This is a genomic window from Dyadobacter bucti (assembly GCF_005869225.1).
GTDB lineage: Bacteria > Bacteroidota > Bacteroidia > Cytophagales > Spirosomataceae > Dyadobacter > Dyadobacter bucti.
This window is the reverse complement of record NZ_SWFP01000003.1, coordinates 176,206-202,388: the sequence shown is the minus strand read 5'-3', so window position 1 is coordinate 202,388 and position 26,183 is coordinate 176,206. Positions and strand designations below refer to the sequence as shown.

The window sequence follows — 26,183 nt, the reverse complement described above, 5'->3', positions numbered from 1 at the left end:
TTGTTTAGCGGAACAAGCGGTAAATATTAAAAAAATAATAGTATGTTTCGAATCGTTTATAAAACTCGTAAAACGATCAAAGTCCAAAGAAACAAACATCTAAATCAAACTGAACCCTCTATGAAAATAAATATCATCGATACCGGTTTTTTTAAGCTGGATGGCGGGGCCATGTTCGGCGTGGTACCCAAAACGCTTTGGAATAAACATAATCCGGCAGATGAAAAGAACCTTTGTACCTGGGCCATGCGCTGTCTGCTCATTGAAGACGGCGACAAGCTGATATTGATCGATACGGGCTTAGGCAACAAACAAGACCAGAAGTTTTTTGGACACTACGATCTGCACGGTGACGACTCACTGCTTTCATCAATACAGAACAAAGGTTACCATCCGAAAGATATTACCGATGTGATACTCACGCATCTCCACTTTGACCATGTTGGCGGCGCGGTCCAATTTACCAAGGACGGTTCCCGGCTGGAGCCTACATTTCCAAATGCAACTTACTGGTCCAACGATGCGCATTGGCAGTGGGCCGTCAATCCTAACCCGAGGGAAAAAGCTTCTTTTTTAAAAGAAAACATTCTTCCGTTGCAAGAATCTGGCAGGCTCAGATTTATAGACAAAGGCACGTCCCCGTTTCAATCCATTGATTTTATCCATGTGGATGGGCATACGGAACAAATGATGCTCCCGGTAATCAGTTACAACGATCAGAAAATAATATACGTAGCCGACCTGATCCCTTCGTCTTTTCACATTCCGCTAGCCTGGATCATGAGTTACGACATGCGGCCTTTGCTGACCATGCAGGAAAAAGAACTTGCGTTGAAAAATGCGGCCAACGAATCACATATTCTGTTATTTGAGCATGATCCCATCTACGAAGCAGCGGTAGTGGAACATACAGAAAAAGGGATAAAAATACGTGAGCGTGGCCCGCTAACCAGCTTTTTAGATACCAATTCATGAGATCGGGCCTCGTGTTATCGGGTGGTGGGGCACGTGGAATTGCTCATATCGGTGCGGTAAAAGCACTTTTCGAACATGGCTTCAAACCGGATATTATCAGTGGGACAAGTTCGGGGGCATTTGTGGGAGCGATGCTGGCGCACGGCCATTCCCCCGACGAAATCATTGAGCTGATTCTCCAGACCAGTTTTTTCCCTTATTTACGGTTTGGATTCGGTGCAAGCGGGCTGCTCCAGATGAACCGCATCGAGGCAGTACTTTGCAAATACATCCCCGAAAACCGATTTGAATCCCTGAAAACTCCGTTGGTCGTAACTGCGACGGATGTTATTTCAGGAGAGGAAGTACAGTTTAGAAGCGGTGAAATCGCAATCCCGGTACTTGCTTCCTGCTGCATTCCCGGCGTTTTTAGCCCAATACAATATCGAGGGCATACCCTTGTGGATGGCGGCGTTCTCAACAATTTACCAGTCGAACCAATCATCAATGAGGCTGACTATGTCGTAGGAATACACTGTAATCCCTTTGCGATCGACAAACCGCTGAAAAGAACCACCGAAATTGTCTACCGCAGCCTCATCCTCGCTATGCACGGCAAAACCCGTGAGCGTTTCAAAATGTGTGATCTATTGATAGAACCGCCCGAATTGAGCCGTTTCAGCATTTTCGATTTCCGGAAAGCAGGGCAATTGTTCGATGTGGGGTACCGCTACACCAGGGACTTCCTGGATAAAAACCCATTGAAAATCATACATTAAAATTGCCAACCAAATCAATCAACAGCGATCCGTTTACCTATCTGGATGTTGAGAATCCGCGCAACCAGATCAAGCTATACTTGTATCCAAAATCTCAAAACGAATCTTGCGTTACCAGACTCCCGCGCTGCTGCCATAAACAAAGTGAACTTCTTTTTTTAAGATCAGAATTCTCCTTTTTCATGCCTGCAAGATACATTGAAAAGTCAGTGTGGGCGCTAGATAATTTCATTGATTTATATGCCGATTCGAGGAAAAGCAGGCTAGTTATTTGCGGAATTCTTACCTATATTCGTGGCTTGCTTTTAAATTTTCCTTACCAATTTGTATATACGAATGAAATTTCGCTTACTCTCCCTGATGTTTCTGACCGTTCTTTACAGTTGTAAAAAAAATGCTCCGCCGGAAGAATATAATACCAAAGCATCCGACCCACAATTATTTCATGAAACTGCCACACATCTTACAGACGTAATTATCCACGACATCTTCAAACCCCCTGTTGCCAGTAGGATTTACGGATATTCATTCCTTGCGGCTTACGAAGCACTTGCCCCCGGAAATCCTGATTATCAATCACTTGGAAATCAATTGGTAAAATTTACGGTCTCGCCAAAACCCGATCCAGGCGTCGCATATTGCTTTCCGCTGGCCAGTATCAAGGCTTTCGCCACAGTGGGCAGAACGCTTACCTTTTCAGGCAATATGTGGGATGACTATGAAAAAGGTTTATTCAAGAAATACCAGGATATGGGCATTCCTGAGGACGTTTACGAACGTTCTATGGCGTACGGCGACACGGTAGCCAAGCATGTACTCGCCTATTCTGCAAAAGACCACTACAAGGAAATTCGCGGTTATCGATATACAGTCACAAATTTACCAGGCACTTGGGTACCTACGCCTCCTGCCTATGCAGATGCGTGCGAACCTATGTGGAACACCGTTCGCACTTTTGCCCTTGACTCGGTGACGCAGTTCCGCTGCCCGCCTCCTGCAAAATATGATCTTGCCAAAAACAGCAAGTTTATGGAGCTCGCCATGGAAGTTTACAATACCGGGAAGAACCTGACCGATGACCAAAAAGCGACGGCCTATTTCTGGGACGATAATGCTTTTGTGACCAACATAGTGGGGCATGCAATGTTTGCCAATAAAAAAATGACCCCGGCAGGCCACTGGATGGCGATCATAAGGACTGTGACTACTGATAAAAAGTTTGATCTTATGAAAGTAACAGAAGCCTATGCGCTGGGTGCCCTCTCTATTTTTGATGCGTTTGTCGCATGTTGGGATGAAAAATACCGTACGGTCCGTATACGTCCTGAAACAGTGATCAATAACAACTGGGACCCGAACTGGCGTCCGTTCCTGGAAACACCGGCATTTCCTGAATACGTAAGCGGCCACAGCTCTATTTCAGCCGCCTGCGGTGTGGTACTCACACATCTCATCGGAGATAACGTGGCTTTTACGGATACCACCGAAAAAAAATACGGGCATGGCGTAAAGTCTTTTAAATCATTTGAAGAAGCTTACTGGGATGCATCCATCAGCCGGGTTTATGGTGGCATTCACTACCGCGACGGTGTAGAAGAAGGGACTTACCTTGGTCAAAAAGTAGGAGAAAATGTATGGCAAAGAGCCATTACCCGAAAAGACAGAAAAGTGCTGGCAAATAAATAACGTAAAGCCGGGTCTTTGAAATAATAACCCGGCTCATTTCAATCTATATGGTCTGAATTATAATGCAGCCCGATGTTTTCACGCCGGGCCATAGCCATTTTGATGATCAGATACGAAACCGATATCATATTACGGAGCTCGCAGATCGCAACCGAAACTTTTGATTCCCTATACAGTTCTTCGTGTTCCTGATGCAGTAACTCCAGACGATCGTACGCCCGCTTCATCCGCCTGTCCGTACGAACAATACCCACGTAATTGGACATAATACTATTGAGTTCGCGGGTCATTTCTGTTACCAGTACTTGTTCTTCGGGGTGTGTTGTTCCGGAATCGTCCCACTCCGGAATGTCATCCGGCGTCTGGGAATTGATGTACCCCTGCACGGTACTTTCATAGGCGCGGTGACCGAACACCACAGCCTCCAGTAAAGAATTGGAAGCTAACCGATTGGACCCATGCAACCCAGTGCAAGCACACTCCCCGACTGCATATAAAAAGTCAATGTTGGTTTTGCCCCACTCGTTCACCCGTATACCACCGCACATATAATGCTGGGCAGGAACAACAGGTATCATATCTTTTCTCACATCGATTCCAGACTGCAGGCAATACTCTGTGATGTTGGGAAAATGTTCGAGGAATTTCTCATAGTCACAATGCCGTACGTCCAGGTATACATGGTCCACCCCATTTTTCTTCATTTCGGAGTCTATTGCCCTAGCTACTATGTCGCGGGGCGCAAGGGAAAGGCGGCTGTCGTAATTTTCCATGAAAGTGGTACCATCCGCCCTTTTCAGTATTCCCCCAAAACCCCGTACGGCCTCAGAGATCAGAAAAGAAGGCTTCTGACCGGGCTGGTAAAAACTGGTTGGATGGAACTGGATGAATTCCATATTGTCGCAAATGCCCTTTGCCCGGTACGCCATAGCGATCCCATCTCCGGTAGCGATGGTAGGATTGGTTGTACTCTGATAAATATTACCGATCCCGCCGGTGGCAAGCATGGTGGTTTTCGCAAGAAACTTTTCCACATCACCCGTCCTTCGGTTCAGCACATAAGCACCGAAACATTTGATATCCTCCTGATAGCGGTAAACTGTCTCGCCCAAATGATGCTGGGTGATCAGCTCTACTGCGTAATAATGCGTAAAAATCTGTATGCATTTATGCCGGTTCACCTCTTCCAATAAAGCACGTTCAATTTCAGCTCCGGTAATATCTTTAAAATGTAAAATCCTGTGATCCGAATGCCCGCCTTCCTTGGCGAGGTCATACTCCCCGCCGGACTCTTTATCAAAGCGCGTTCCGTAATCGATCAGCTCTTGTATTCTTTGCGGCGCTTCCCGGACTACAATTTCGACAATATTCCGCTTATTGACTTCGTCCCCTGCATCCATCGTATCCTGGATATGCTTTTCAAACGAATCTGATTCTGCCCATACCACCGCAATTCCTCCCTGCGCATACTTGGTGTTGGTTTCGTCAGCCTGGACTTTTGTAATAACAGCGATGGAAACCTCCTCGTTAATACTATCAAAATGTCTGGCCAACTTGGCGGCGTAGCTCAGCCCGGCAATTCCCGAACCTATTATCAGAAAATCAAATTGCGGCATAAAATCAGAAAAGTGTTTGAAGTTTAGGGGTTAAAAATCAGATGCCTTTGCTCAGTTCCAGCATCCGCGCCACAGATTCATAGGCTTTAAGCCTGATGTCTTCCGGAACAAAAATTTCGGGTTGTTCGTAATAAAGCGCATTATAGACCTTTTCCAGCGTGTTCATTTTCATATATGGACATTCGGAACATGCGCAGGTATTATTATCAGATCCCGGCGCAGGGATCAGCTTCTTATCCGGCACCGACTGCTTCATCTTATGCAGTATGCCAGCTTCCGTCGCCACAATGAATTTGGTATGCTCCGAGTCCTTTACAAATTTCAGCAGACCGGTTGTTGAGCTTACAAAATCAGATTGTCTGAGAATATCCTCCTTGCACTCAGGATGCGCAATCAGCAGCGCGTCCGGATTTTCCTCCCGGAGCTGTTTCAGTTTTTCCCGCGAAATATCAATATGGACGATACACGCACCATCCCATAAAACCATTTCACGCCCTGTTTTATGCGCCACATACCTACCCAGGTTGGCATCGGGTGCAAAGATGATTTTCTGGTCCTTTGGAAGACTTTCAACGATCTGAAGGGCATTGGATGAAGTACAAACAATATCTGTCAATGCCTTAATTTCCGCGGAACAATTGATATAACTAATTACGATATGATCAGGATATTGTGCTTTAAAAGCGGCAAATTTATCAGCGGGAGCGGAATCGGCCAGGGAACATCCTGCATTCAGGTCAGGGATAACCACTTTTTTATTCGGGCTCAGGATCTTTGCTGTTTCACCCATAAAATGGACTCCGCAAAAAACGATCATATCCGCCTCCGTAGCAGCTGCCTGCTGCGAAAGACCAAGACTGTCGCCAATATAATCCGCAAGATCCTGAATTTCAGAATCAACATAATAATGCGCAAGAATCACGGCATTCTTCTCTTTCTTCAACCGGTTAATTTCGGCAATCAGGTCAATATCCTCAGCAATAGTTTCGGTCACATAACCGTAACGGTTCACTTGCTCTTCAATGGTTGTCATTATGGTGAATAATTGGTTTTTAGATAATCAAAAAATCCAGTTCCGAATTTACGATATTAAACCAATGAAAAGCAAAGAAAGTGCGCCATAGCAAAAACAGGGCGCCGCCGGAACGAATCCCGGCGGCGCTTAGTATGCTGGTTACAATTCAGCAGGATATTTCAGTTTTTTCAAACCATTAAAATATCCATCTGAAAAAAACATATAGTGTACCTGATAAAACCATAGTAACAGGCAATGTCAACACCCATGCAATGACAATGTTCCGGATTGTGCCGCCCTGGAGGTTCTTAACCCCTTTACTGGCAACCATTGAACCCGCAATACCTGACGAAAGTACGTGTGTTGTACTCACCGGAAGTCCGAGGTAGGAAGAAACCCCGATGGTACTGGCAGCCACAAGCTCTGCGGAAGCACCCTGGGCATAAGTAAGGTGTTGTTTACCGATTTTTTCACCAATCGTAACTACGATACGCTTCCAGCCTACCATCGTTCCCAAACCAAGAGAAAGCGAGATCATCAGGATAACCCAGTCAGGTGCGTAGTCGGTATATCTCCGGATACCGCTCTCGCTGGAAGCCTGCTTTTTCAAAAATGCCTGATCAGCAGGGCTCAGATTAGCTTGACCGTTGTCCAGGATAGTCTTCGTATTACGGCTGATCAGCAACAATGCACGGCGAACATTCATGCGTTCTTCCAATGGCAGCCTGTTATCAACCAATGGCCTGCTCACCAGTGCATTCAGCGTATCGATTTCTTTTTTGATCGTATGCAAATGATGCCTGTCGGAAACGGACAACCTGGATGAATCGATGCTGCCGATGGCGGTTTCTATGCCCGCCAGATCTGTCTTCATCGCAAGCGGGTCTTTACTATTATCCAGTGCAAAATGTGCAGGGACTATACCAATCAGGATCAGCATGACCAATCCCACACCTTTCTGACCGTCATTGGATCCGTGGAAAAAGCTTACAAGCGTACAGGTTGTGATGAGGATGGCGCGAATCCATATCGGAGGTGGCTGGTTCTTTTTCGGCTCGCTGAACACGATTTCACGCAAAGGCTTCGAAAGCATCCGCCGAAGAATGAACATGATGATGATCGCCAATGCAAAACCGAAGATCGGGGAAGTAAGCAGAGAGGTAAACAGTTCCTCTGCCTTGGTCCAGTTCACACCGGCGCCCTCGGAATTTTCAGGCATAAACGTAAAGGCAAGACCAACACCCAGAATGGAACCTATCAGCGTATGGGAGCTTGAACTCGGAAGACCAAAATACCAGGTACCCAAATTCCAGATAATTGCACTGAACAACAAGGAAAAGACCATGGCGGCGCTATGGTAGACGTTCTGATCGATGAGGAGCTCTACGGGAAGTAAATTAACAATCCCCATCGCTACTGCGATACCACCCAGAAAAACGCCGCAAAAATTCATAAAACCCGACCAGATCACTGCAATATTTGGTTTCAGGGAATTGGTATAAATCACCGTGGCAACTGCATTGGCAGTATCGTGAAAACCATTTACAAACTCGAATGCACAGGCCGCTAAAATACTAAAAGCGAGGAGGAGGAAAATGTCGGTTTCAAGACCAAACATAAAGTAGCGTATAAGTTGATTTTAAAAGACTTACTTTTTGAATACCGGCAAAAACGAAAATTTAAGCAATTCTTTCAATCAGCAAGAACAAATTTTGGCACAAAACTACTTATTCTTGCCCGGCCCAATATTAACAAATTGTTAACTTGAGCCGTCCTGAACATTAAACTTTGGAAACTGTTTCCAATTTTTTAAGCAGTTTCTTTATTCGCAAGCTGTCCGCAGGCTGCGTCAATATCTTTGCCCCTGCTCCGGCGAACGTGCACCGAAACGCCTCTGTCTTCCAGGAATGCGGCAAATTTGTCAAGCCTGTCGGCCTCTGTATTTTTAAAATCAGCTTCTGCGATCGGATTGTATTCAATGATGTTCACCCTGGCAGGTACGCGCTTTGTAAACTCCCAAAGCTCCTTTGCATCCTGAAGTGTGTCATTGAAATTATTGAAAACGATATATTCAAAAGTGATGCGGTTTCCGGTTTTTTTATAAAAATAATTGAGCGCCTCGGCCAGGTTATCCAGCGAATTGGATTCATTGATCGGCATGATCTGATTTCTCTTCGCGTCGTTGGCGGCATGCAATGAAAGAGCGAGCCGGAACTTCACTTCATCGTCGCCCAGCTTTTTGATCATTTTGGCAATACCCGCAGTGGAAACCGTAATCCGTCGCGGAGACATATTCAGTCCCTCCGGAGAAGTAATATATTCAATGGATTGCAGCACATTGGCATAGTTCAAAAGGGGTTCGCCCATACCCATATATACAATGTTGGTCAGCGGAGCTTTGAAACTTCCTTCCGCCTGCCGGGCAATGGCTACAACCTGATCATAAATTTCACCTGCTTCAAGGTTCCTTTTGCGGTCCATATAGCCGGTAGCGCAGAATTTGCAGGTAAGCGAACAACCTACCTGGCTGCTCACGCAGGCAGTCATCCGGTCAGCAGCGGGAATCAGAACGCCCTCCACAAGGTTTCCGTCAAAAAGCCGGAAAGCAGACTTAATCGTTCCGTCATTGCTCTGCTGCTGCTTGGCAACGTCCATGTTGTGTATCACAAAATGTTCGTTCATCAGTTGCCTTGTGGTAAGTGACAGATTGGTCATTTCGTCAAAAGAACCGGCCGATTTCTTCCAGATCCATTCAAATATCTGTTTTGCCCGGAAGCCCTTTTCTCCATGCTCTGTCATCCAGCCCTTAATCTGGTCAACGTTCCATTTCCGGATATCCTGCTTGCTCTTTACTTCGGTCATTATTTTATATCAATTGTTAAATGCGCCATACATTTAACGCTGTTTTTCTGCAAAGGTACTGAAAGTCAACTACGGAAGCTTAACCCTCCGGTGAATTCGAAAGTTCATTATCAGCCTGATCATCCAGATATTCCTTTTTCCACTCACGGATCAGGTCGGTTCCCGCCGGCATTAGAGACAAAGCTTTGGTAATAACCGTGGGAGCTACCGGCACTACCAACGGGTAAAGCCAGGTTTCATGGGTGCGGTGTTCCGGTATTTTTACACCAATGGTATTTACAAGCCAGAAAAAAACACTGATCCCGAACACCCAGGTAAATATACCTACCATAGCACCGGCAAAACTGTCGAAAGTGCCAAGTATCGAATACCGGAGCGACCTTCTGATCGAGTATCCGAACTGGTTCAATAAAAAAATAGTCGGAAAAAAAATAGCCGAAAACCCGATATAAGGAAGGATTTTCCTGGCCATGCTGTCACTAAAATAAGGAGTTAGAACTTCCATTCCCAGCCCCAGAAACTTGAACCCCAGTATCATGGCTACCACAAGGCCTGCTATACCGATGATTTCAATCAATAAACCTTTACGGTAACCATGTAATGCCCCCCAAAGCAGGGGAATAAGGATGAGCACATCCAGTAATTTCATGCCAATAATCCCTTAACCAAAGCCGATACAATCTTTCCATCAGCCTGCCCGGCAAGTTCCTTGGTAGCTACGCCCATTACTTTACCCATATCCGACGGACCAGCCGCGCCCACTCGGGCAATAATTTCCTGCAATTTGGCTTTTATTTCATCTTCCGTTAATTGTTTGGGAAGGAACTGTTCGATCACGGCAAGTTCCGCTTCTTCTTTTTCAAGCAGATCAGGACGACCCTGAGTTTTATAAATATCCGCTGATTCCCTGCGTTGTTTGGCGGCTTTGGTAAGCAGCTTCAGTTCATCGTCTGCGCTCAGCTCTCCGGTTCCGCCGCCCTTTGTTTCTTCTAACAATATAAGAGATTTAATAGCACGCAACGCACGCAAAGTATCCTGATCTTTGGCCCGCATGGCATCTTTAATACCCGATTCAACTTGGCTTTTTAGAGACATTTTTAATTTTGAATTTTGAATGAGTGAATGAGTGAATGTTAATTTTGAATGGCTGGATGATTGAATGACTGAATGAGTGAGTAAGTGAATAGATATTAATTTTGAATGACTGAATATTGATTTTGAATAACTGTATTGGTAATTTTTGTGTGGGTTATTGTTAAGGAGTTAATAATTTATGGGTATATAAATGCGATTATGAATATGTGAATATTAAATTTGTCTTCGAGCCGCAAAGTTACACCAATCATGTTAATAACCATTTCCAGTAACCAAAGCACACACTTTCGAGCCTCGGCAAAAACATTCAAAAATTCGCTCAATCACTAATTCACACATTGAAAATTCATTCATTCAATCATTCAAAATTAAAAGATGACCCGTCTCAGCGTAAACATCAACAAAATAGCCACACTTCGGAACTCCCGTGGAGGAGATAATCCCAATGTGCTTAAAGTAGCGCTGGATTGTGAGCGGTTCGGGGCACAAGGAATTACGGTACACCCACGGCCGGACGAGCGGCATATCCGTTATCAGGACGTGTACGATCTGAAAGAAGTGGTAACGACTGAATTTAATATCGAAGGGAATCCCTCTGAAAAGAAGTTTGTGGAGCTGGTGCTGGCGACGAAGCCGGAGCAGGTGACCCTTGTCCCTGATGCTCTCCATGCCATTACCTCAAATGCAGGCTGGGATACGATCAATAACCGGACGGAGCTTACCGAGCTGGTGGGAATTTTCAAAGAGGCAAACATCCGAGTTTCCGTTTTTGTTGATCCGGATGAAAATATGGTAGAAGGTGCTAAAATCTGCGGCGCCGACCGTGTTGAACTTTATACAGAACCTTATGCGGCGTATTACTTTGAAAACCGCCAGAAGGCAGTAATCCCTTTTGTAAAAGCTGCCGAAAAAGCACGGGAGGTAGGATTGGGACTAAACGCCGGCCATGATCTGAGCCTCGACAATCTTCATTTCCTCAAACAAAGCATACCCTGGTTGGATGAAGTTTCCATCGGCCACGCCCTGATTTCCGATGCTTTGTACCTGGGACTGGAAAATACCATTCAGATGTATTTGAGAGAACTGGAATTGTGAAAGACTTTCCGGATTTGACAATCCGGAAAGTTCACGAATATTTTACCAGCCGGTACGGTAGTCTCTTTTCACAAATTGATTGGCGGCATCAAAATTGGTGATTTTCATATTATCCCCGTCCCAGATCAACTTTTGCCTCCCCGGGAAATTGACCCCTTTCCCATCTGCCTTATTTTCGCGAAGCAGGAAAGACCGTACAGCAAGGTTGCCCATCAAAACAATTTCTGTCAGCGGCCCTGATTCATCGAAGGAAGAGCTTGTGTAAGTTCCATAACCTTTTTTGCAAGCCTGCACAAACTGCTGCTGATGTCCTTCCCAGTTACCCTGAACCAGTGCCCTGGTCGGTGCAGCAACTTTTACGTTCTCGAATTTTTTCTCCGGCCATAGTCTTGGTTTTTCTCCAAACATTTCAGCGCTCAGAATTCCTTTTGTCCCGATGAAAAGCATCCCTCCATCGGTACTGCCGAAAATTGTTTTATAATCGCAGCCTTCCGGCAGCTGCGGCCTTATTCCTCCGTCATACCACGAAAAGCTGATTTCCTTTCCTTTGGTTTTTGAAGCAAATTTTAAATGTATAGATGTAGACGGCGGGCAAACATCATCAAAAAACGCCTGCTGAAAAAAGTCGGCGTAGACCGAGCCGACGCTGCATTCAACTGAAGTCGGGTAACCCAGTTTCATTGCACGGAATGGGACGTCAATAAAATGGCAGCCCATATCGCCCAGCGCGCCGGTTCCAAAATCCCAGTACCCCCGCCACCTGAAAGGCATATATGCTTCGTGGTAGTCGCGTTTCGGAGCAGTTCCAAGCCATAAGTCCCAATCGACTCCCGCCGGTACCGGTTGCGACTCTCCCCTGTCTTTGGGAGATTTTACACCCTGCGGCCACACCGGACGGTCTGTCCACACTTCAATGGTATGAACTTCTCCCAAAATACCCGACTGGACAATAGCTTCCGTTTGCCTGGTACCAGCACTGCTGCTGCCTTGATTCCCCATCTGGGTCACCACTTTCCGTTTTTTGGCAGCAAGTGTCAGGTTTCTTGCTTCCCAGATATCCTTCGTCAGCGGCTTTTCCACATACACATGTTTTCCCAAGTCTATACAAGCCATGGCGATCGGGAAATGCATGTGGTCGGGAGTGGTGACAAACACGGCATCAATATGCTGTGCTTCTTTCTCAAGCATTTTCCTGTAATCCTTGTAATAGGGTGCCTTTGGAAATTGCTTCCGGTATTTTTCCGACTGCCGGTCATCAACATCGCAAAGCGCGACAAAATTATCTGTCCCTCCATTATAGGCCTGACGGATGTTTACATCAGCCTTTCCACCGCACCCCACTGCTGCCATATTCAGCTTGTCGCTCGGAGCGATGAAGCCTTTGCCGAGTACATGGCGCGGTACTATCATAAAACTTCCCGCTGCCAATGCGCCTGTTTTAAGGAAATCCCTGCGTTTGACATCTTTTTCATTTGCAGCCTGTTGATTTTCCATGTCCGATCGTGAATTACCTTTGTGAAAATTATCTAAATCTCTACAGGAAAAAGACAATAATTTTCAAAGCCTACTACCGCCCGCCGAAAGTTTCAGCAATTTTCATCGCTACGCCCATGTCACCGTCAATTTTTAGTTTTCCGGTCATATAAGCCATCATCGCATTCAGGTCGCCATCGATCAATTTCAATGCATTTTTAGCGGAAATCTCGAAAGTACAATCCGCAGGAAGATCCTCCGTGGAAACAGTATTGGGGACACTTTTGCCGTCTATGAACAAAATGCCCTCGTCCGTTTTAAACTTAACAGTAGCGTCAAGGCCGCTGTTGGTTCCAAGAATATTGGTGACGCGTTCAGTGAGAATTTGCAGGCTCATAGGTGAGGTCTTTATTTCGTTGTGATTTATTATACCAAAACGACAAATGTATGTTCCTTGCAAGAATATTCAAATGCCTTTGGTGTTTTCAATGAAAACATCAAATTTTACATCCTTCATCAGAAAAACCTGCTGATATATTTTTTATAGAATGAGTGACATTGTCAATAGACCAACGTTTTTAACAGTTTTATGTTTCCTCACGTTCATGAGTGCCATTTCGGGCCTCTGGACTCAGTCTGAAAGACTATGGAGCCCGGGTATCATGGCCGACAAAACCCGCGAAACATTTGAAGCAGTCCGCGAAAACGTCGAGAAAAAGTCGTCCGGCGCGGATGCCGAAACCATGGACAAAATGTTCGAAGCCGTTATTGAGCAGACCACACCGCAAACCATCAAGACCGGCGCGATCATCATGCTGATATTTGAATCCCTTTCACTATATGCTGCATACCTGATGTGGAACCTCCAGAAAAAAGGGTTTTATCTCTATCTGGCAGGGATAGCGATAGCATTTTTAGCTCCCTTATTGCTCATCGGCGGCTGGCTTGGGCTCATCACTTCCATGGCCGGAATCATCCTCAGTATTTTCATGCTGATTCTCTATGCATTCAATTTAAAACACATGCATTAGCGAACCGGCGCTGACATCTGCCGCGAATTATTAGAATTTGAAATCTAAGCCCTTGCATTCCACGAAGAAAAGATTTTATTTTGCGCACTAATTTGAATAGAGAAAATGGCTTTAATTAACAAAATCAGAGAAAAATCCGGGGTTGCTGTAACAGTAATCGCTATCAGTTTAATTCTTTTTATGGTGGGAGGCGACCTGTTGGGGCCAAATTCCATGCTGGGCGGTAGCAGTAATCAGGTTGTAGGTGAGATTGCCGGTAAAGAAATCAATATCAAGGATTTCCAGAGCCGGGTCGACGGTTTTCGTCAGAACTACGAAGCTCAGTCTGGCCGCAGCCTCAATGAAAATGAACTAGCATCTCTGAGAGACCAGGCCTGGAACCAGTTTGTGGTTGACATTGCCTATAAAAAAGAATTCGAAGATCTTGGCCTTACAGTCACGGACGACGAACTCGTTGATATGGTTCAGGGAAACCACATCAGCCCCTCTATTCTTCAGGCTTTTTCAGATCCTACAACCGGGCGTTTTGATAAAAATGCGGTTGTCAACTATCTGAAAAATCTCAAAACCCTCCCGATCGAACAACAGAAATCATGGGAGAATTTTGAAAAAAGCCTTCGCGAAGAGCGTACGCGAACCAAGTATGAGAACCTGCTCAAACTATCTACTTATATCCCAAAAGCCCAATCGGAAAAGGAATACGTTGCGCAAAATACCAAAGCCACTTTGCGTTACTTATACGTACCCTATTTCTCGGTTGTCGATACTACCATTAAAGTTACCGACGCACAGCTGGAAGATTATCTTAAAGCCCATCGGAAAGAATACAAAGGAACAGATACCCGTTCAATCGAATACGTAACTTTTCCCGTACAGCCTGCCAAGGATGACAGCTCTGCGTTGTATACAGAAATAAAAGAGCTTGCGCGCGGCCTTGCCACTGCACAAAATGACTCTGCATTTGCCAGTATGAATTCAGACATTCCATTGCCGATCAATATGTCGTTCGCCAATATGTCTGATCAATTGAAAGAAGCTGTTAAGACTTTCGTTCCGGGCGGTGTATATGGTCCGTATCGCGAAGGGAATACCTACTTTATCTATAAATACGACGGTACCAGAGTTGACAGTGTCTCTTCTGCAAGAGCAAGCCACATCCTGATCCGCGCTGAAAACCAGTCGGATTCTGCCAAAGCAGCAGCCCGCACAAAAGCAGAAGGTATACTGGCGCAGATCCGCGCAGGAGCCAATTTTGAAGCCCTTGCAGCTACTTCCAGTGCAGATCCGGGTTCAGCACAACGTGGCGGTGACCTGAATTATTTCCAGAACAACGGTGCAATGGTGAAGCCTTTTGAAGAAGCCGTTTTCTCCGCAACATCAACCGGCCTTATTCCCAGACTTGTAGAAAGCCAGTTTGGTTTCCATATCATTAAAGTAACCGCTACCAAATCCAACACACTGTACCGTATTGCGGCGATCGGTAAGACCATTGCGCCAAGCCAGGCTACACGTGACGAAGCATACCGGAAGGCGGATGAATTTGCTAACTCGGTTAAAACAAAAGAACAGTTCAACGAGGCAGTTAAAAAGAACAAAGCACTCGTTGTCGCTACCGCAAACCGCATCCCGGAATCCGCTACCAATATCAATGCTATTCAGAATGGTCGTGATATTGTAAGATGGGCATTCAAGGATGACTCTAAAATCAACTCGGTATCTCCGGTTTTTGAAACGGAAGAGCAATATATCGTAGCTGTACTGGTTGGCAAATCTGACCAGGATGACGTGAAAGTAGATGATTTCCGTGACGAGTTGACTACCAAGGTCCGTAACCAGATCAAATCTGAACAAATTACAGCAAAGCTAAAAGGCGCGTCCGGCGACCTGGAAACGATTGCTAAAAAATATGGAGCAGGCGCCCTGGTCGAATCGGCAACTGATATTTCACTTGCTACAGGCTTCCTGACCAGCGCAGGATTTGATCCGATCGCACTGGGAAAAGCATTTGGGTTGAAACCAGGACAAAAATCAGGCGTATTCACCGGAGAAAACGGCGTATTCATCATGGAATTAATCGGCAAGACCGACGCTCCTAAAATCGCTGATTTTACTCAATACAAAACACAATTGACCCAATCGCTTGAAAGCCGGATGTCATATCTGGTCAATGAAGCCATCCGCGAAAACGCCAAGATCGAGGATCGCCGCGCGAAATTTTTCTGAGCAAAATAAAAAAATCTTACAAAGAGGAGCAGAAATTAATTCTGCTCCTCTTTTTGTTTAGACTGCAAATTTTTCAAAAAAAAGTGATAGTATTGCAGTATAAATTGTCAATTGTACACTTAATAACCTAAAAGGAAGAAAAGGCTGCATAAGCAATGTCCCTTTCCATCCATTACAAAAACGATTAACTAAAACACAATGAGCATTTTACTCGGAGAACAGGAGTATTTTAAAGGCATCGGGAAAATTGGATATGAAGGCCCCGAGTCCGACAACCCGCTGGCTTATCGCTGGTATGATGAAAACCGTATTGTTGGTGGCAAGACTATGAAAGACCACCTTCGCTTTGCCATTGCATACTGGCATACATTCTGCGGATCAGGCCTGGATCCTTTTGGGGGACCTACCCTGTTTTATCCGTGGGACCAGAAGTCGGATGCCGTTGACAGGGCAAAAGATAAAGCAGATGCTGCTTTTGAGCTGATTACAAAATTGGGAGTTCCATACTACTGCTTCCATGATGTTGATGTCGTTGACTACGCTGATGACGTGCGTACCAATGAAAAAAGGATCCAGACCCTGACCGAGTATCTTGCACAAAAGCAAAAAGAATCGGGTGTTAAGCTGTTGTGGGGAACTGCCAACCTTTTTGGGCACCATCGTTACATGAACGGTGCTTCCACCAATCCCGACTTCGATGTAGTATCACATGCGGGCGCGCAAATAAAAATGGCCCTGGATGCTACGATTGCCCTTGGAGGTGAAAATTATGTATTCTGGGGAGGACGTGAGGGTTATATGACCTTGCTGAATACAGATATGAAACGCGAACAGGAACATTTCGCGCAAATCCTGAAAATGTCTGTTGCTTATGCTCGTGCGAACGGCTTTAAAGGCAAGTTTTTTATTGAACCAAAACCATGCGAGCCAACCAAACATCAATACGATTATGACGCTGCAACTTGTATCGGTTTCCTCCGTCAGCATGATCTGCTGGATGATTTTGCATTAAACCTGGAAGTGAACCACGCTACTTTGGCAGGCCATACTTTTGAGCACGAGTTACAGGTAGCGGCTGATGCTGGTATTCTGGGCTCTATTGACGCCAACCGTGGCGACTACCAGAATGGCTGGGATACCGATCAGTTCCCGACAGACATCGCTGAATGTACCAAAGCATTGCTGGTGATCCTTCAGGCAGGTGGACTGAAAGGTGGCGGAATTAATTTTGATGCAAAACGCCGTCGCAATTCAACAGATGTGGAAGACGTATTCCATGCGCACATCGGAGGTATGGATACAGTAGCAAGAGCACTGATAGTAGCTGACAAAATTATCCAGAACGGAGAGTATAATAAGATCCGCACCGACCGCTACGCAAGTTTCGATTCTGGAAAAGGGTTGGATTTCGAAGGTGGAAAATTGAAGCTGGAAGATCTTTTCGAACTTGCAGCTACCAAAGGCGAACCAGCAATTCTATCCGGCAAACAGGAATATCTTGAAAACCTGATCAACAGATTTATCTGATTTGGGGGTTTTCAATAAAAAGAACGGGCGGCAAATTTTCGAATTTGCTGCCCGTTTTCGTCATATCAGCTGAAACCAGATTCCAGTACAACGTGGATCGTAAGGCCAAATGATATCATCCATTCTCCCTTCAAAGCATGTCTCAGATGCTTCAATGCTCTGGAGATGTGGACTTCAACAGTTTTGGGCGAAATATGCAGCTCCTCAGCTATTTCGTTGTATTTTTTATTTTCAAAACGGCTGAGCAGGAACACTTTCTGGCATTGCACAGGAAGTCCGGATATGACTTCGTTTACTTTCAGAAAGAGATTATTGTAGTGAATTTCAGCGTCCGGCTGCTGATGGCAGGTTGAATAAGTACTTTCCACATGCGTTTCCAAACTGTCGCTTTTACCAAACTCTCTGCGCATGTACGTATAACATTCATTTCTCACTGACCTGAAAAGATAACTGTTATAGGAAGTTGTTATGTTTTCATAAGCCCTGGTCCGGTAAAACTGAAAAAAAACTTCACTTACAAGGTCTTCCGCAATTTGCCGGGAGTATACAAACCGTACCGCGTGGCTGCATAACGGATTGTAAAATCTTCTAAACAGCAGTTCAAGCCCTTTTGCCGGGTTTTGCTCAAAAACGGACTTCAGAAACTGTGCAGAATCCACCTTTACGGACCGAGGCTTTTCCTGCTGGGAAGGCGCCGGGAACGGGCTTCCTTTCTGAGGTTCTTCGTTAAGTAAAGGATTGTGCATTGAGTTTATGAGTTATATAAATATTGAATGCCGTTTTTGTATTTAATCCACCCATCTATTGAAATAAAAAATGCATTTTATTTAATCGGGTGACATGAATTGGAACAAAAACAGCCGTCATCCCGATGGATGGCGGCTGTTCAATATACATTGATTTTATTTACAGATTCTTTGCCTTCAATTGTTTTACGGCATAATCCGCTGCACGCGCTGAAAGCGCCATATAAGTCAGAGACGGGTTCTGTGTCGAAGTTGAGGTCATACACGCTCCATCGGTCACGAATACGTTTTTACAGGCATGCAACTGGTTCCATTCGTTGAGCAAAGATGTTTTCGGATCTTTTCCCATACGAACACCGCCCATTTCATGAATGTCATTACCCGGATTTCTGTTACCATCATGTGCTTTTACATTTTTGAACCCGGCACTGGTAAACATCTCACTGATCTGCTCAACGTAATCCTTGATCATTTTCTCGTCATTATCGTCATAACCCACCGAAATTTTGAGCTGAGACATGCCGAAAGGGTCCTTCAGATTCTTGTCAAGCGCAACGTAATTGCTTTCCTTAGGGATCGTTTCTCCCATCATGTGGGAACCCACACTCCAGTTGCCATACTTGGTTTCCAGCAAACCGGCCTTCAATGACTCGCCGATACCATTCCTGTCTGAATAAGTCATGCGGTTAGCCCCGAAACCAGCTGCGTATCCTCTCAGAAAATCCGTTTCCTGCTTATATACATTTCTGAACCTTGGAATATATCCGCTATTCGGGCGCTTTCCGTCCGTAGTTGAATCCAGGAACCCTTCGTATTCACCGGATACGCTGGCCCGGTAATTATGAAATGCAACATATTTACCAAGAACACCGCTGTCATTTCCAAGTCCATCAGGGAATCGTGATGAAATAGAGTTCAGCAGAATCAGATTTGAGTTCAATGCAGCAGCATTTACAAAAATAATATCCGCGTAAAACTCTATCATTTGCTTGGTAGTCGCATCAATTACGCGTACTCCGCTCGCCTTTTTCTTCTTATCATCATAAATAATAGAATGAACAACTGAGTGCGGCCGCAGCGTCATATTGCCGGTTTTCATCGCCCAGGGAATCGTGGACGAGTTACTGCTGAAATACCCCCCGAACGGACATCCCCGCTCGCACATGACACGATGCTGGCATTTTGCACGTCCCTGATCGAGATGTATCTGCTGTGGATCCGTGATATGTGCAGCCCGGCCTATAATGATATGCCGGTCCTTGAATTGCTTTGAAACCTGCTCTTTAAAATACTTCTCCACGCAGTTCAGATCGTGCGGAGCCAGAAATTCGCCATCCGGCAAAGTATCGAGGCCATCCTTGTTTCCGGTGATACCGGCAAATTTCTCCACGTAACTGTACCACGGAGCAATGTCATCGTATCCGATCGGCCATTCCACAGCAAATTTGTCTCTCGCAGGGCCTTCAAAATCATATTTGCTCCACCGCTGGGTTTGTCTGGCCCAAAGCAGGGACTTTCCTCCAACCTGGTAGCCTCTTATCCAATCAAAAGGCTTTTCCTGTACATAGGGATGCTCATTGTCTTTTGCAAAAAAATGAGCGGAAGATTCTTTAAAGTTGTAACATCTGCTCGCGATCGGATTGGCTTCAACAACCTCCCTCGGCAAACGCTCACGATGCTCAAATTCCCACGGCATCATGTTCGTGGTTGGATAATCCTTAATATGCTGCACGTCCCGGCCACGTTCAAGTACCAGCGTCTTCAACCCTTTTTCTGTCAGTTCTTTCGCTGACCACCCCCCGCTTATACCTGAGCCAATAACAATGGCATCATAGGTACGGGCCTTCTTACTATCAATATTGAAATTAGCCATATTTTTTTAATCGGAAGAAAGGGAGAAAGGAGGAAAGGGCTTAGCTGTTAATTGGAAATGTATTCCCTTTCTTCCCCTTCCTCCACTCTCCTTTTCCCCTCTATTATTGTTTAACTGGAACACAACCATGGTAACGTGCCGGGATCATTTCGTAATGCGTAATATTGGTCATCACGTATTCCGAGGACATGTATCCTTGAATTGTCAGATTTTTAACGGTTCCAAAAAATGCCTTTTGATCCGCGTCACCGCTTTTTTCCATAGCAGTTAGCAATTGTGTCTGCTGCGCCCGGTTGATATCAGTGAAAGCTTTATTGAAATCCTTCATGCTTTGTGTATTCAGGGTTTCAAGACCTTTTGCCAGTATATCCTGCGATTTTTTATCATAGCAGTCTTTCACCATTTTTTGTACAAAATCACCAACCCCAAGCTCACCTGCTCCCGGCGTATCTGTTTTTGGGATAATTGCCTCAACCACTCCCTTCAGAACCGCCGACTGGTCTGCTGAAAGCAGTATGCCGACTTTTAGCGAACTCTTGTTCCATCCCGATGCCCAGGCAGGCAAACCCGCCATTGCGCCCATGGCTACGGCCATACTTTTCAGCGCCACGCGTCTTTCCATCTTATCTACAATTTTAAATTACAGTTATAAAAAATTCCGGTTTTTAGTCATGTGTTTACGTTTATTGTCATTTTTAGTCATGCGTGGTCATTGATAGTCATTTATTGTGCGATATATTACTACGAATAACGATACCTGACTACAATTAACCTCTCATGACCACACCTGACAATACCTGACTACACTTGACCACACATGACCAGATCTTACTTCTCCTACTCTTCCAAGAAATCCAAATCCCTGTTGTGTGTTTCCGGGACGGTTAAAATACAGTAAATGCCTATCAAAAAGCATATTACCCCAACCAGCGCTCCTGAATTGATTACGGAAAAAGATTCCTTAAAACTGGCAAATAAAGTGGTCATCATCACCACCGTCCCGCGCACCATATTCGGTATCGTCGTGGCAGCAGTGGCCCTCAGGTTTGTACCGAACTGTTCCGCTCCTATTGTCACGAACATTGCCCAATACCCAATCCCGAAACCGAGTAATCCGGCCACAAAATAAAACTGTCCGGAAGTCTTAATTCCCGCGTAAAGATAAATACAACTGCATAACAACGTGAAAAGCATCAGATAAAATACAGCCTTTTTACGCGATTCAAGCCAGTGGCTCAAAAACCCGCTGCAAAAGTCACCAATAGAAAGTCCCACATAACACCACATGATCGAAAGCCCGGGCTTGATAGCTTCGGCAATACCCAAGGCTTTACCGAATTCATTGCTGAAAGTGGCAAGGATACCGATCACAAACCACGTAGGCAGACCAATTCCGATACATTTGAGATAGCGCGACAGCCTGTCTCTATTATTAAACAGAGAGAAGAAATTTCCCTTCTCAACATGTTTCTGATTTTTGAGATCTTTAAAAATACCTGATTCAAAAACCCCGATACGCAGCAGTAAAAGAGATATTCCAAGTCCTCCACCGATGAAATAAGCATATCGCCAGTCGAAAAACTCAACCGTGAAATAGGCTACAACTGCGCCTAGCAAACCAATGCCTGCCACCAGCGAAGTACCTATCGCGCGAAGGTGCTTTGGCAGGATCTCCGAGACCAGCGTGATCCCTGCACCCAACTCCCCGGCAAGTCCGACACCGGCAATAAAACGAAGTATTTTATAAGTATCGGCGTCCTGTACAAAGCCGCAGGCGATGTTCGCAAGAGAATAGGTAATAATAGAACCGAACAGAACAGATAAACGTCCTTTTTTATCCCCCAAAACACCCCACAAGATCCCACCGAGGAGCAAGCCGGTCATTTGCCAGTTTAAAATACTGGCGCCGGTGAGCGAAATTTCAGCTTCGGACAGACCGAGCGACGCGAGACTGGGCAGGCGCACAATACCAAAAAGAAGCAGGTCGTAAATGTCAACAAAATAACCAAGGGCAGCAACTATAACCGGGGCACTGAAAAGATGTGAAGCGTCTGAACGTGATGCAGTAAGGGTCGTCATTTGAGTTTAGATAGTTTAACGGAATTAATGCAATATTATGCAAAATAGCCGGACTTCTACCCGGCTACCTGCTTCAAATTTTTCGAAAACCTAAATGGTTATTCACACTTAAAGGCCAATAAAATTCCGAAAAAGCCCTACAATGCCAACTTTTGCTTGTCTTTGAGAAGCTGCTCCTTTAATTTGGCATAATCAACTTCCTGAACAGAAACACCTCTTTCAATGGCCTGTACTGCTGCTGTCGCGGCGCTTTGCCCCAATATCATGAATACCGGTTCCATCCGGATAGAGCCATACGCGATATGCGTGCTGGACAAACAAACGGGTACAAACAGGTTCTCACATTCCTCTTTTTTAGGAATGATAGACGAATATGAAATACTGTAAGGTGTTTTAGGGTGAACGCCGATATCACCTTCATTTTGCACAAATCCGTCAGCTTTCACATACCGTTGTGCATTATGTGCGTCCAACGCGTAAGATCCCATTCCAACCGGTTCGGAAACTGCTTTTTTACCCAAAGTTTCATTTTCCGTCATCACTGCCTGCCCGATCATACGTCTTGCTTCCCGCACATAAATCTGGTGAGGCCAACCACCGTTGTCCTTGAACTCATCTTTTGGCAGGCCCCACTTGTTTACTTCTGTACGTACATCAGCCGGAACACGCGAATCGTTGGCAAGAAAATACATCAGCCCTTTCTGGTACAGCTCATGCTCTTTGATAATTTCTTTTCTTCTTTCATATGTAGCCTCCGGGTAATCGTAGTTCTGTCCGATAAAATCCGTACTGAACGGGCCGTGGTTGTTGGTATCCGTTTTTTTGTTGGGGATCGGATCATATTTTTGAAAGGTTTCTGTCCAGCCTGCTTTATAAACCCGCGCCAGCAATTCGTACTTGGTGGAATCGTAACCTTCCGGCTTTGCAAAGGGAATGCGGTTGTCCGGATTCGCTGAAAGGCACATACGGAAACAATATGCCTGGATCTTGTTATCACCGTCTCCTTTTTTACCTATTTTTTCACTGGAAATGTAAGGCAGCAAACCACTCGTGGAATCACCTTCGATCTTATACGGGCTGATATTCTTTTTGAAATAATGCCCATGCTGGAAAACCTCCGGCTGAAGACCGTTCCATTCTTCATTATAAACGCTGTTTGCTTCACGTCCAACGTGGAATTTCACGCCCGCGGCAGCCATCAGATCGCCCTCGTAAGTTGCATCTATGAACATTTTACCTGTAAAAGTCTTTCCGCTCAGGGTTTTGAAAGAAGTGATCTTACCATCCTTTTTCTCAACACCATTTTCACGGTCGAGCCACTCGTCGCGGTAAATTTTCAGGTTATTTTCTTTTACAAAATCTTCGAAAACCTGTTCGGCCACGTGAGGTTCAAATATCCACATCGTACGGTCAGCTCCATCCATAGCAGGGGTACCCTGGCCTTTGTTTCCATATTCTTCCTTTTTTTGCCACTGCCACGCTTCCGGCTTATCGTAGTGCATAAATACACGATGATAAAACTCCCGGGCAAGGCCGCCGATCACCGATTTGTCGCCGGTATCTGTAAATCCAAGACCTCCCGCTGAAAGACCGCCCAAATGTTTGTCGGGAGAAACGACGATCACCGTTTTTCCTGATTTCACTACCTGCACGGCCGCAGTGACCGCAGCGGAAGTACCACCGTAAACAATCACGTCGGCATCATAGGAAGCATCGTTCTCCTCCTGTTTGCCGCCGCAGCCGGTGTTAAGCAACAGGATGGCCAACAAACCTCCTTGCAATACCCGCTTCAATAAATTGTTAAAGAACATATGTATTTACTTATTGTTGAAAAATAGAATATCGAAATTATGGTCGCTGTCACAGCGCTTTTGATCAGTAGCCCAGCAATCTTTTGAGGTAACCCGGATAACTGTTGCCGTCCACGCCTCCCCCGCCGTTTGTAATGCTGTCGCCAAAGCATACCAGCCGCTGATAAGGCGCATTGGTACGGATCAAAGCTTCATAGATGGCAACAGCCATGGTGCGGTAACCATCAGCAGTAGGGTGCACGCCGTCGGTTTTCTGACTATTTAAAGCATTCTGAATCAAACTGCTACTCTCTTCGCCGACATTTCCTATGCTATCGAATACGTGGTGCATATCCAGAAAATGAAGTTTGTAATCGTCAGCAGCCTTTTTGATTGTCTCATTAACCTTAACTTTTCGTGCCTTGTGGCCATCCGATCCATAGAACGCTTTTTCATGGCGGGTATACAGATAAGGCTCGTGTACCGGCAGGATCGTCATCAGCATAATCTCGCTTTTTACACCCAGAATCATCTCAATGATCTTTCTGAGATTCTTTTCATATTCTGGCAACGGGATGTACTTCTTGCTGTTCATATCATTTGTCCCGATCATCAAAATCGTCATATCAGGCTTGTGCGCCAGACAATCCTTATCGATCCTGCCCAGGAGATCAACAGTATTGTTGCCTCCGATTCCGGCGTTGATGATAAACGGTGCCTCAGCAGTGCGCGCCTGTTTTCCCTGCACCAAACCGGCAGGAAAAGCAAGGGAAGCTGACACGATAGTAGTCTGTAAAAACGTCCTTCTTTGCATAGATGTGTTTTTTTAACTTAGAAAAGGAGGATCAGAACTCCGGATTTTGGGTGAGGTTGGGATTGGCGTCCCGCTCCGTCTGCGGAATAGGGAAAAGATAATTTTTATCCGTTACCACAATTGTCGGATTCTGCGCTTTCATTGCGCTTACGAGCCGCTTCGTACGAACCAGATCATACCAGCGATGCCCCTCAAAAGCCAGTTCCAGCCGTCTTTCCAAAAGAACTGCGTCACGGAAAGCAGCCTGGCTTAACGTTGATGGCAACACTGCCAGCCCCGCCCTTGTTCTGATTTTGTTGATAGCATTGAAAGCCTCCGCATTTCCCGCCGCCTGTTCGTTGAGCGCTTCTGCATACATGAGCAATACGTCAGGATAGCGGATGATCGGGTAATTATTACTTCCTTCTCCATTCGCTGTCGCAGATGGGTCAAGATATTTGTAAACATAAGCCGGATAATCTACGCTGGCGGGAGCGGCAGGGGTACTTGTGGCAGAGTACAGCCTGATATTCACATCCCGGCGTTTGTCGGCGGCAGTATACGTATCGTAAAGATTTTTGGTCACCGGGTCATCTCCGAAGCCGGAAATGTTGTTTACCCTGTCAAAATTAGGGCGCATATAGCCCTGCATAAAACTGCCTTCATTGAAGCCGCCACCCAGTGCCTGCACTTCGAAAACTGCCTCTTTCCCATTTTTATTGGCGATCAAAAAAGCATCTGAATAATTGGCCCAGAGATCGTAAACTCCCGAATCTATAACCTGCTTTGCTTTCAACGCAGCATTGGCCCAATCCTCACGGGTAAGGTAAACTTTCGCCAGAAAGGCCGTCGCGGCACCTTTGGTAGCACGACCTTTATCGGCACCTGTGTAAGTTAAAGGCAGCACGGCTTCAGCTTCTGTGAAATCCTTGATCACCTGCGCATACACTTCCTCAGCTGTTGCGCGCGATACCTGAAGGTTGTTGAGCGAAGTGGTCTCGTTAAGTAAAAGCGGCACCCCGCCAAACAGCCTCACCAGCGTGAAGTAGTAAAAGCCCCGCATAAATTTGGTTTCAGCCAGCAAACGTGTTTGCAGCTCGGTATCCATAGTAATGCCCGGAACTCTCTCCAGAACAGTATTTGCCCTGTTGATACCTCTGTAAACCGTTGACCAAACGGACAAAAAGGTGCTTGTCGCTGGAGTAAATGTATATTTGTCCAGATCATTTTTCGCCTGATTGGCCGTGGAGCGTCCGCCCCCCCATTCCGAATCGTCGGTAGCCTGGTCCTGTATGATCCACATCACCTGGTTATACATTTCCGCAGTGTTCATCGGATCATAAACAGAGTTTACCGCAGCTTTCGCGTCATCGGCATTTTTGTAAAAATTAGCAGGCGTAAAGTTGGATTCCGGAATCTGATCCAGCACATCACAGGAACTTGCCCAGAAAAGGATCAGAAAGAATGGAAGTATCTTTTTCATTATATGTATATTTTTTCAACGGCCGGATGAAGGCCAGGTTGGTGTTTTTATAAAATTGATTCA

General features: G+C 45.5%; 22 protein-coding genes. 7 read left to right on the top strand and 15 right to left on the bottom strand.

What is annotated here, in order from left to right; genetic code table 11:
- Window positions 1–120 precede the first annotated feature (120 nt).
- From FBF61_RS10940 to FBF61_RS10930, 3 genes are all read left to right on the top strand, one after another.
- Window positions 121–975 carry an MBL fold metallo-hydrolase gene (locus FBF61_RS10940; RefSeq protein ID WP_138477275.1) on the top strand — a complete coding sequence of 285 codons (855 nt, stop codon included), beginning with the start codon at window positions 121–123 and terminating at the stop codon, window positions 973–975.
- On the top strand, window positions 972–1,733 hold the full coding sequence (locus tag FBF61_RS10935; RefSeq protein WP_138477274.1) for a patatin-like phospholipase family protein: 762 nt from the start codon (window positions 972–974) through the stop codon (window positions 1,731–1,733). The genes FBF61_RS10940 and FBF61_RS10935 overlap by 4 nt, the downstream gene beginning before the upstream one ends.
- Before the next feature lie 336 nt (window positions 1,734–2,069).
- Complete coding sequence (locus FBF61_RS10930) at window positions 2,070–3,419, top strand: vanadium-dependent haloperoxidase (protein WP_138477273.1); 1,350 nt, start codon at window positions 2,070–2,072, stop codon at window positions 3,417–3,419.
- A 38-nt stretch (window positions 3,420–3,457) separates the two neighbouring features.
- Here the strand turns inward: FBF61_RS10930 and nadB are convergent, their stop codons facing one another.
- The 6 genes from nadB to FBF61_RS10900 form a co-directional block, all read right to left on the bottom strand.
- Window positions 3,458–5,035 carry an L-aspartate oxidase gene (gene nadB / locus FBF61_RS10925; RefSeq protein WP_138477272.1) on the bottom strand — a complete coding sequence of 526 codons (1,578 nt, stop codon included), beginning with the start codon at window positions 5,033–5,035 and terminating at the stop codon, window positions 3,458–3,460.
- 37 nt (window positions 5,036–5,072) lie between these two features.
- Complete coding sequence (nadA, locus tag FBF61_RS10920) at window positions 5,073–6,068, bottom strand: quinolinate synthase NadA (protein ID WP_138477271.1); 996 nt, start codon at window positions 6,066–6,068, stop codon at window positions 5,073–5,075.
- Between the two features lie 178 nt (window positions 6,069–6,246).
- Window positions 6,247–7,668, bottom strand: a complete 1,422-nt coding sequence (locus FBF61_RS10915; RefSeq protein ID WP_138477270.1) for an inorganic phosphate transporter — start codon at window positions 7,666–7,668, stop codon at window positions 6,247–6,249.
- Window positions 7,669–7,859: 191 nt separating this feature from the next.
- Window positions 7,860–8,912, bottom strand: coding sequence for a dual-specificity RNA methyltransferase RlmN (rlmN, locus tag FBF61_RS10910; protein WP_138477269.1), 1,053 nt, complete (start codon window positions 8,910–8,912; stop codon window positions 7,860–7,862).
- Window positions 8,913–8,991: 79 nt separating this feature from the next.
- On the bottom strand, window positions 8,992–9,561 hold the full coding sequence (locus FBF61_RS10905; protein WP_138477268.1) for a CvpA family protein: 570 nt from the start codon (window positions 9,559–9,561) through the stop codon (window positions 8,992–8,994).
- A complete protein-coding gene (locus tag FBF61_RS10900) occupies window positions 9,558–10,007 on the bottom strand; it encodes a GatB/YqeY domain-containing protein (protein ID WP_138477267.1) in 450 nt (149 codons plus the stop codon). Before FBF61_RS10900 ends, FBF61_RS10905 begins: the two co-directional genes overlap by 4 nt.
- Before the next feature lie 375 nt (window positions 10,008–10,382).
- Between FBF61_RS10900 and FBF61_RS10895 the strand changes: the two genes are divergently transcribed.
- The gene (locus tag FBF61_RS10895; RefSeq protein WP_138477266.1) at window positions 10,383–11,102 is read left to right on the top strand and encodes a pyridoxine 5'-phosphate synthase; all 720 of its coding nucleotides are present in this window, start codon (window positions 10,383–10,385) and stop codon (window positions 11,100–11,102) included.
- A gap of 42 nt (window positions 11,103–11,144) precedes the next feature.
- Here FBF61_RS10895 and FBF61_RS10890 read toward each other — a convergent pair whose 3' ends face one another.
- Window positions 11,145–12,596: a Gfo/Idh/MocA family protein gene (locus FBF61_RS10890; RefSeq protein WP_138477265.1), complete on the bottom strand. Its 1,452-nt coding sequence runs from the start codon at window positions 12,594–12,596 to the stop codon at window positions 11,145–11,147.
- Window positions 12,597–12,669: 73 nt separating this feature from the next.
- Window positions 12,670–12,972 (bottom strand): SCP2 sterol-binding domain-containing protein, encoded by a 303-nt coding sequence (locus FBF61_RS10885; protein ID WP_138477264.1) that lies wholly within the window; start codon window positions 12,970–12,972, stop codon window positions 12,670–12,672.
- Window positions 12,973–13,180: 208 nt separating this feature from the next.
- Between FBF61_RS10885 and FBF61_RS10880 the strand changes: the two genes are divergently transcribed.
- The 3 genes from FBF61_RS10880 to xylA all read left to right on the top strand — a co-directional run bounded on the left by FBF61_RS10880 (window position 13,181) and on the right by xylA (window position 17,356).
- Window positions 13,181–13,606: a hypothetical protein gene (locus tag FBF61_RS10880; RefSeq protein ID WP_138477263.1), complete on the top strand. Its 426-nt coding sequence runs from the start codon at window positions 13,181–13,183 to the stop codon at window positions 13,604–13,606.
- 105 nt (window positions 13,607–13,711) lie between these two features.
- Entirely contained in the window at window positions 13,712–15,829 is a 2,118-nt protein-coding gene (locus tag FBF61_RS10875; protein WP_138477262.1) for a peptidylprolyl isomerase, read from the top strand.
- A 198-nt stretch (window positions 15,830–16,027) separates the two neighbouring features.
- Entirely contained in the window at window positions 16,028–17,356 is a 1,329-nt protein-coding gene (gene xylA, locus FBF61_RS10870) for a xylose isomerase (protein WP_138477261.1), read from the top strand.
- 65 nt (window positions 17,357–17,421) lie between these two features.
- On the opposite strand, the gene FBF61_RS10865 is transcribed toward xylA, so the two are convergent.
- The 7 genes from FBF61_RS10865 to FBF61_RS10835 form a co-directional block, all read right to left on the bottom strand.
- Window positions 17,422–18,102: an RNA polymerase sigma-70 factor gene (locus FBF61_RS10865; protein WP_138477260.1), complete on the bottom strand. Its 681-nt coding sequence runs from the start codon at window positions 18,100–18,102 to the stop codon at window positions 17,422–17,424.
- Window positions 18,103–18,262: 160 nt separating this feature from the next.
- Window positions 18,263–19,975 carry a GMC oxidoreductase gene (locus tag FBF61_RS10860; protein ID WP_138477259.1) on the bottom strand — a complete coding sequence of 571 codons (1,713 nt, stop codon included), beginning with the start codon at window positions 19,973–19,975 and terminating at the stop codon, window positions 18,263–18,265.
- A gap of 103 nt (window positions 19,976–20,078) precedes the next feature.
- Complete coding sequence (locus FBF61_RS10855) at window positions 20,079–20,597, bottom strand: gluconate 2-dehydrogenase subunit 3 family protein (protein ID WP_229215004.1); 519 nt, start codon at window positions 20,595–20,597, stop codon at window positions 20,079–20,081.
- Between the two features lie 215 nt (window positions 20,598–20,812).
- The gene (locus FBF61_RS10850; protein ID WP_138477258.1) at window positions 20,813–22,054 is read right to left on the bottom strand and encodes an MFS transporter; all 1,242 of its coding nucleotides are present in this window, start codon (window positions 22,052–22,054) and stop codon (window positions 20,813–20,815) included.
- Window positions 22,055–22,191: 137 nt separating this feature from the next.
- Window positions 22,192–23,865, bottom strand: a complete 1,674-nt coding sequence (locus FBF61_RS10845; RefSeq protein WP_138477257.1) for an FAD-dependent oxidoreductase — start codon at window positions 23,863–23,865, stop codon at window positions 22,192–22,194.
- A gap of 64 nt (window positions 23,866–23,929) precedes the next feature.
- Complete coding sequence (locus tag FBF61_RS10840; RefSeq protein WP_138477256.1) at window positions 23,930–24,658, bottom strand: SGNH/GDSL hydrolase family protein; 729 nt, start codon at window positions 24,656–24,658, stop codon at window positions 23,930–23,932.
- A gap of 31 nt (window positions 24,659–24,689) precedes the next feature.
- Window positions 24,690–26,120: a RagB/SusD family nutrient uptake outer membrane protein gene (locus tag FBF61_RS10835; protein WP_138477255.1), complete on the bottom strand. Its 1,431-nt coding sequence runs from the start codon at window positions 26,118–26,120 to the stop codon at window positions 24,690–24,692.
- Between the last annotated feature and the right edge of the window lie 63 nt (window positions 26,121–26,183).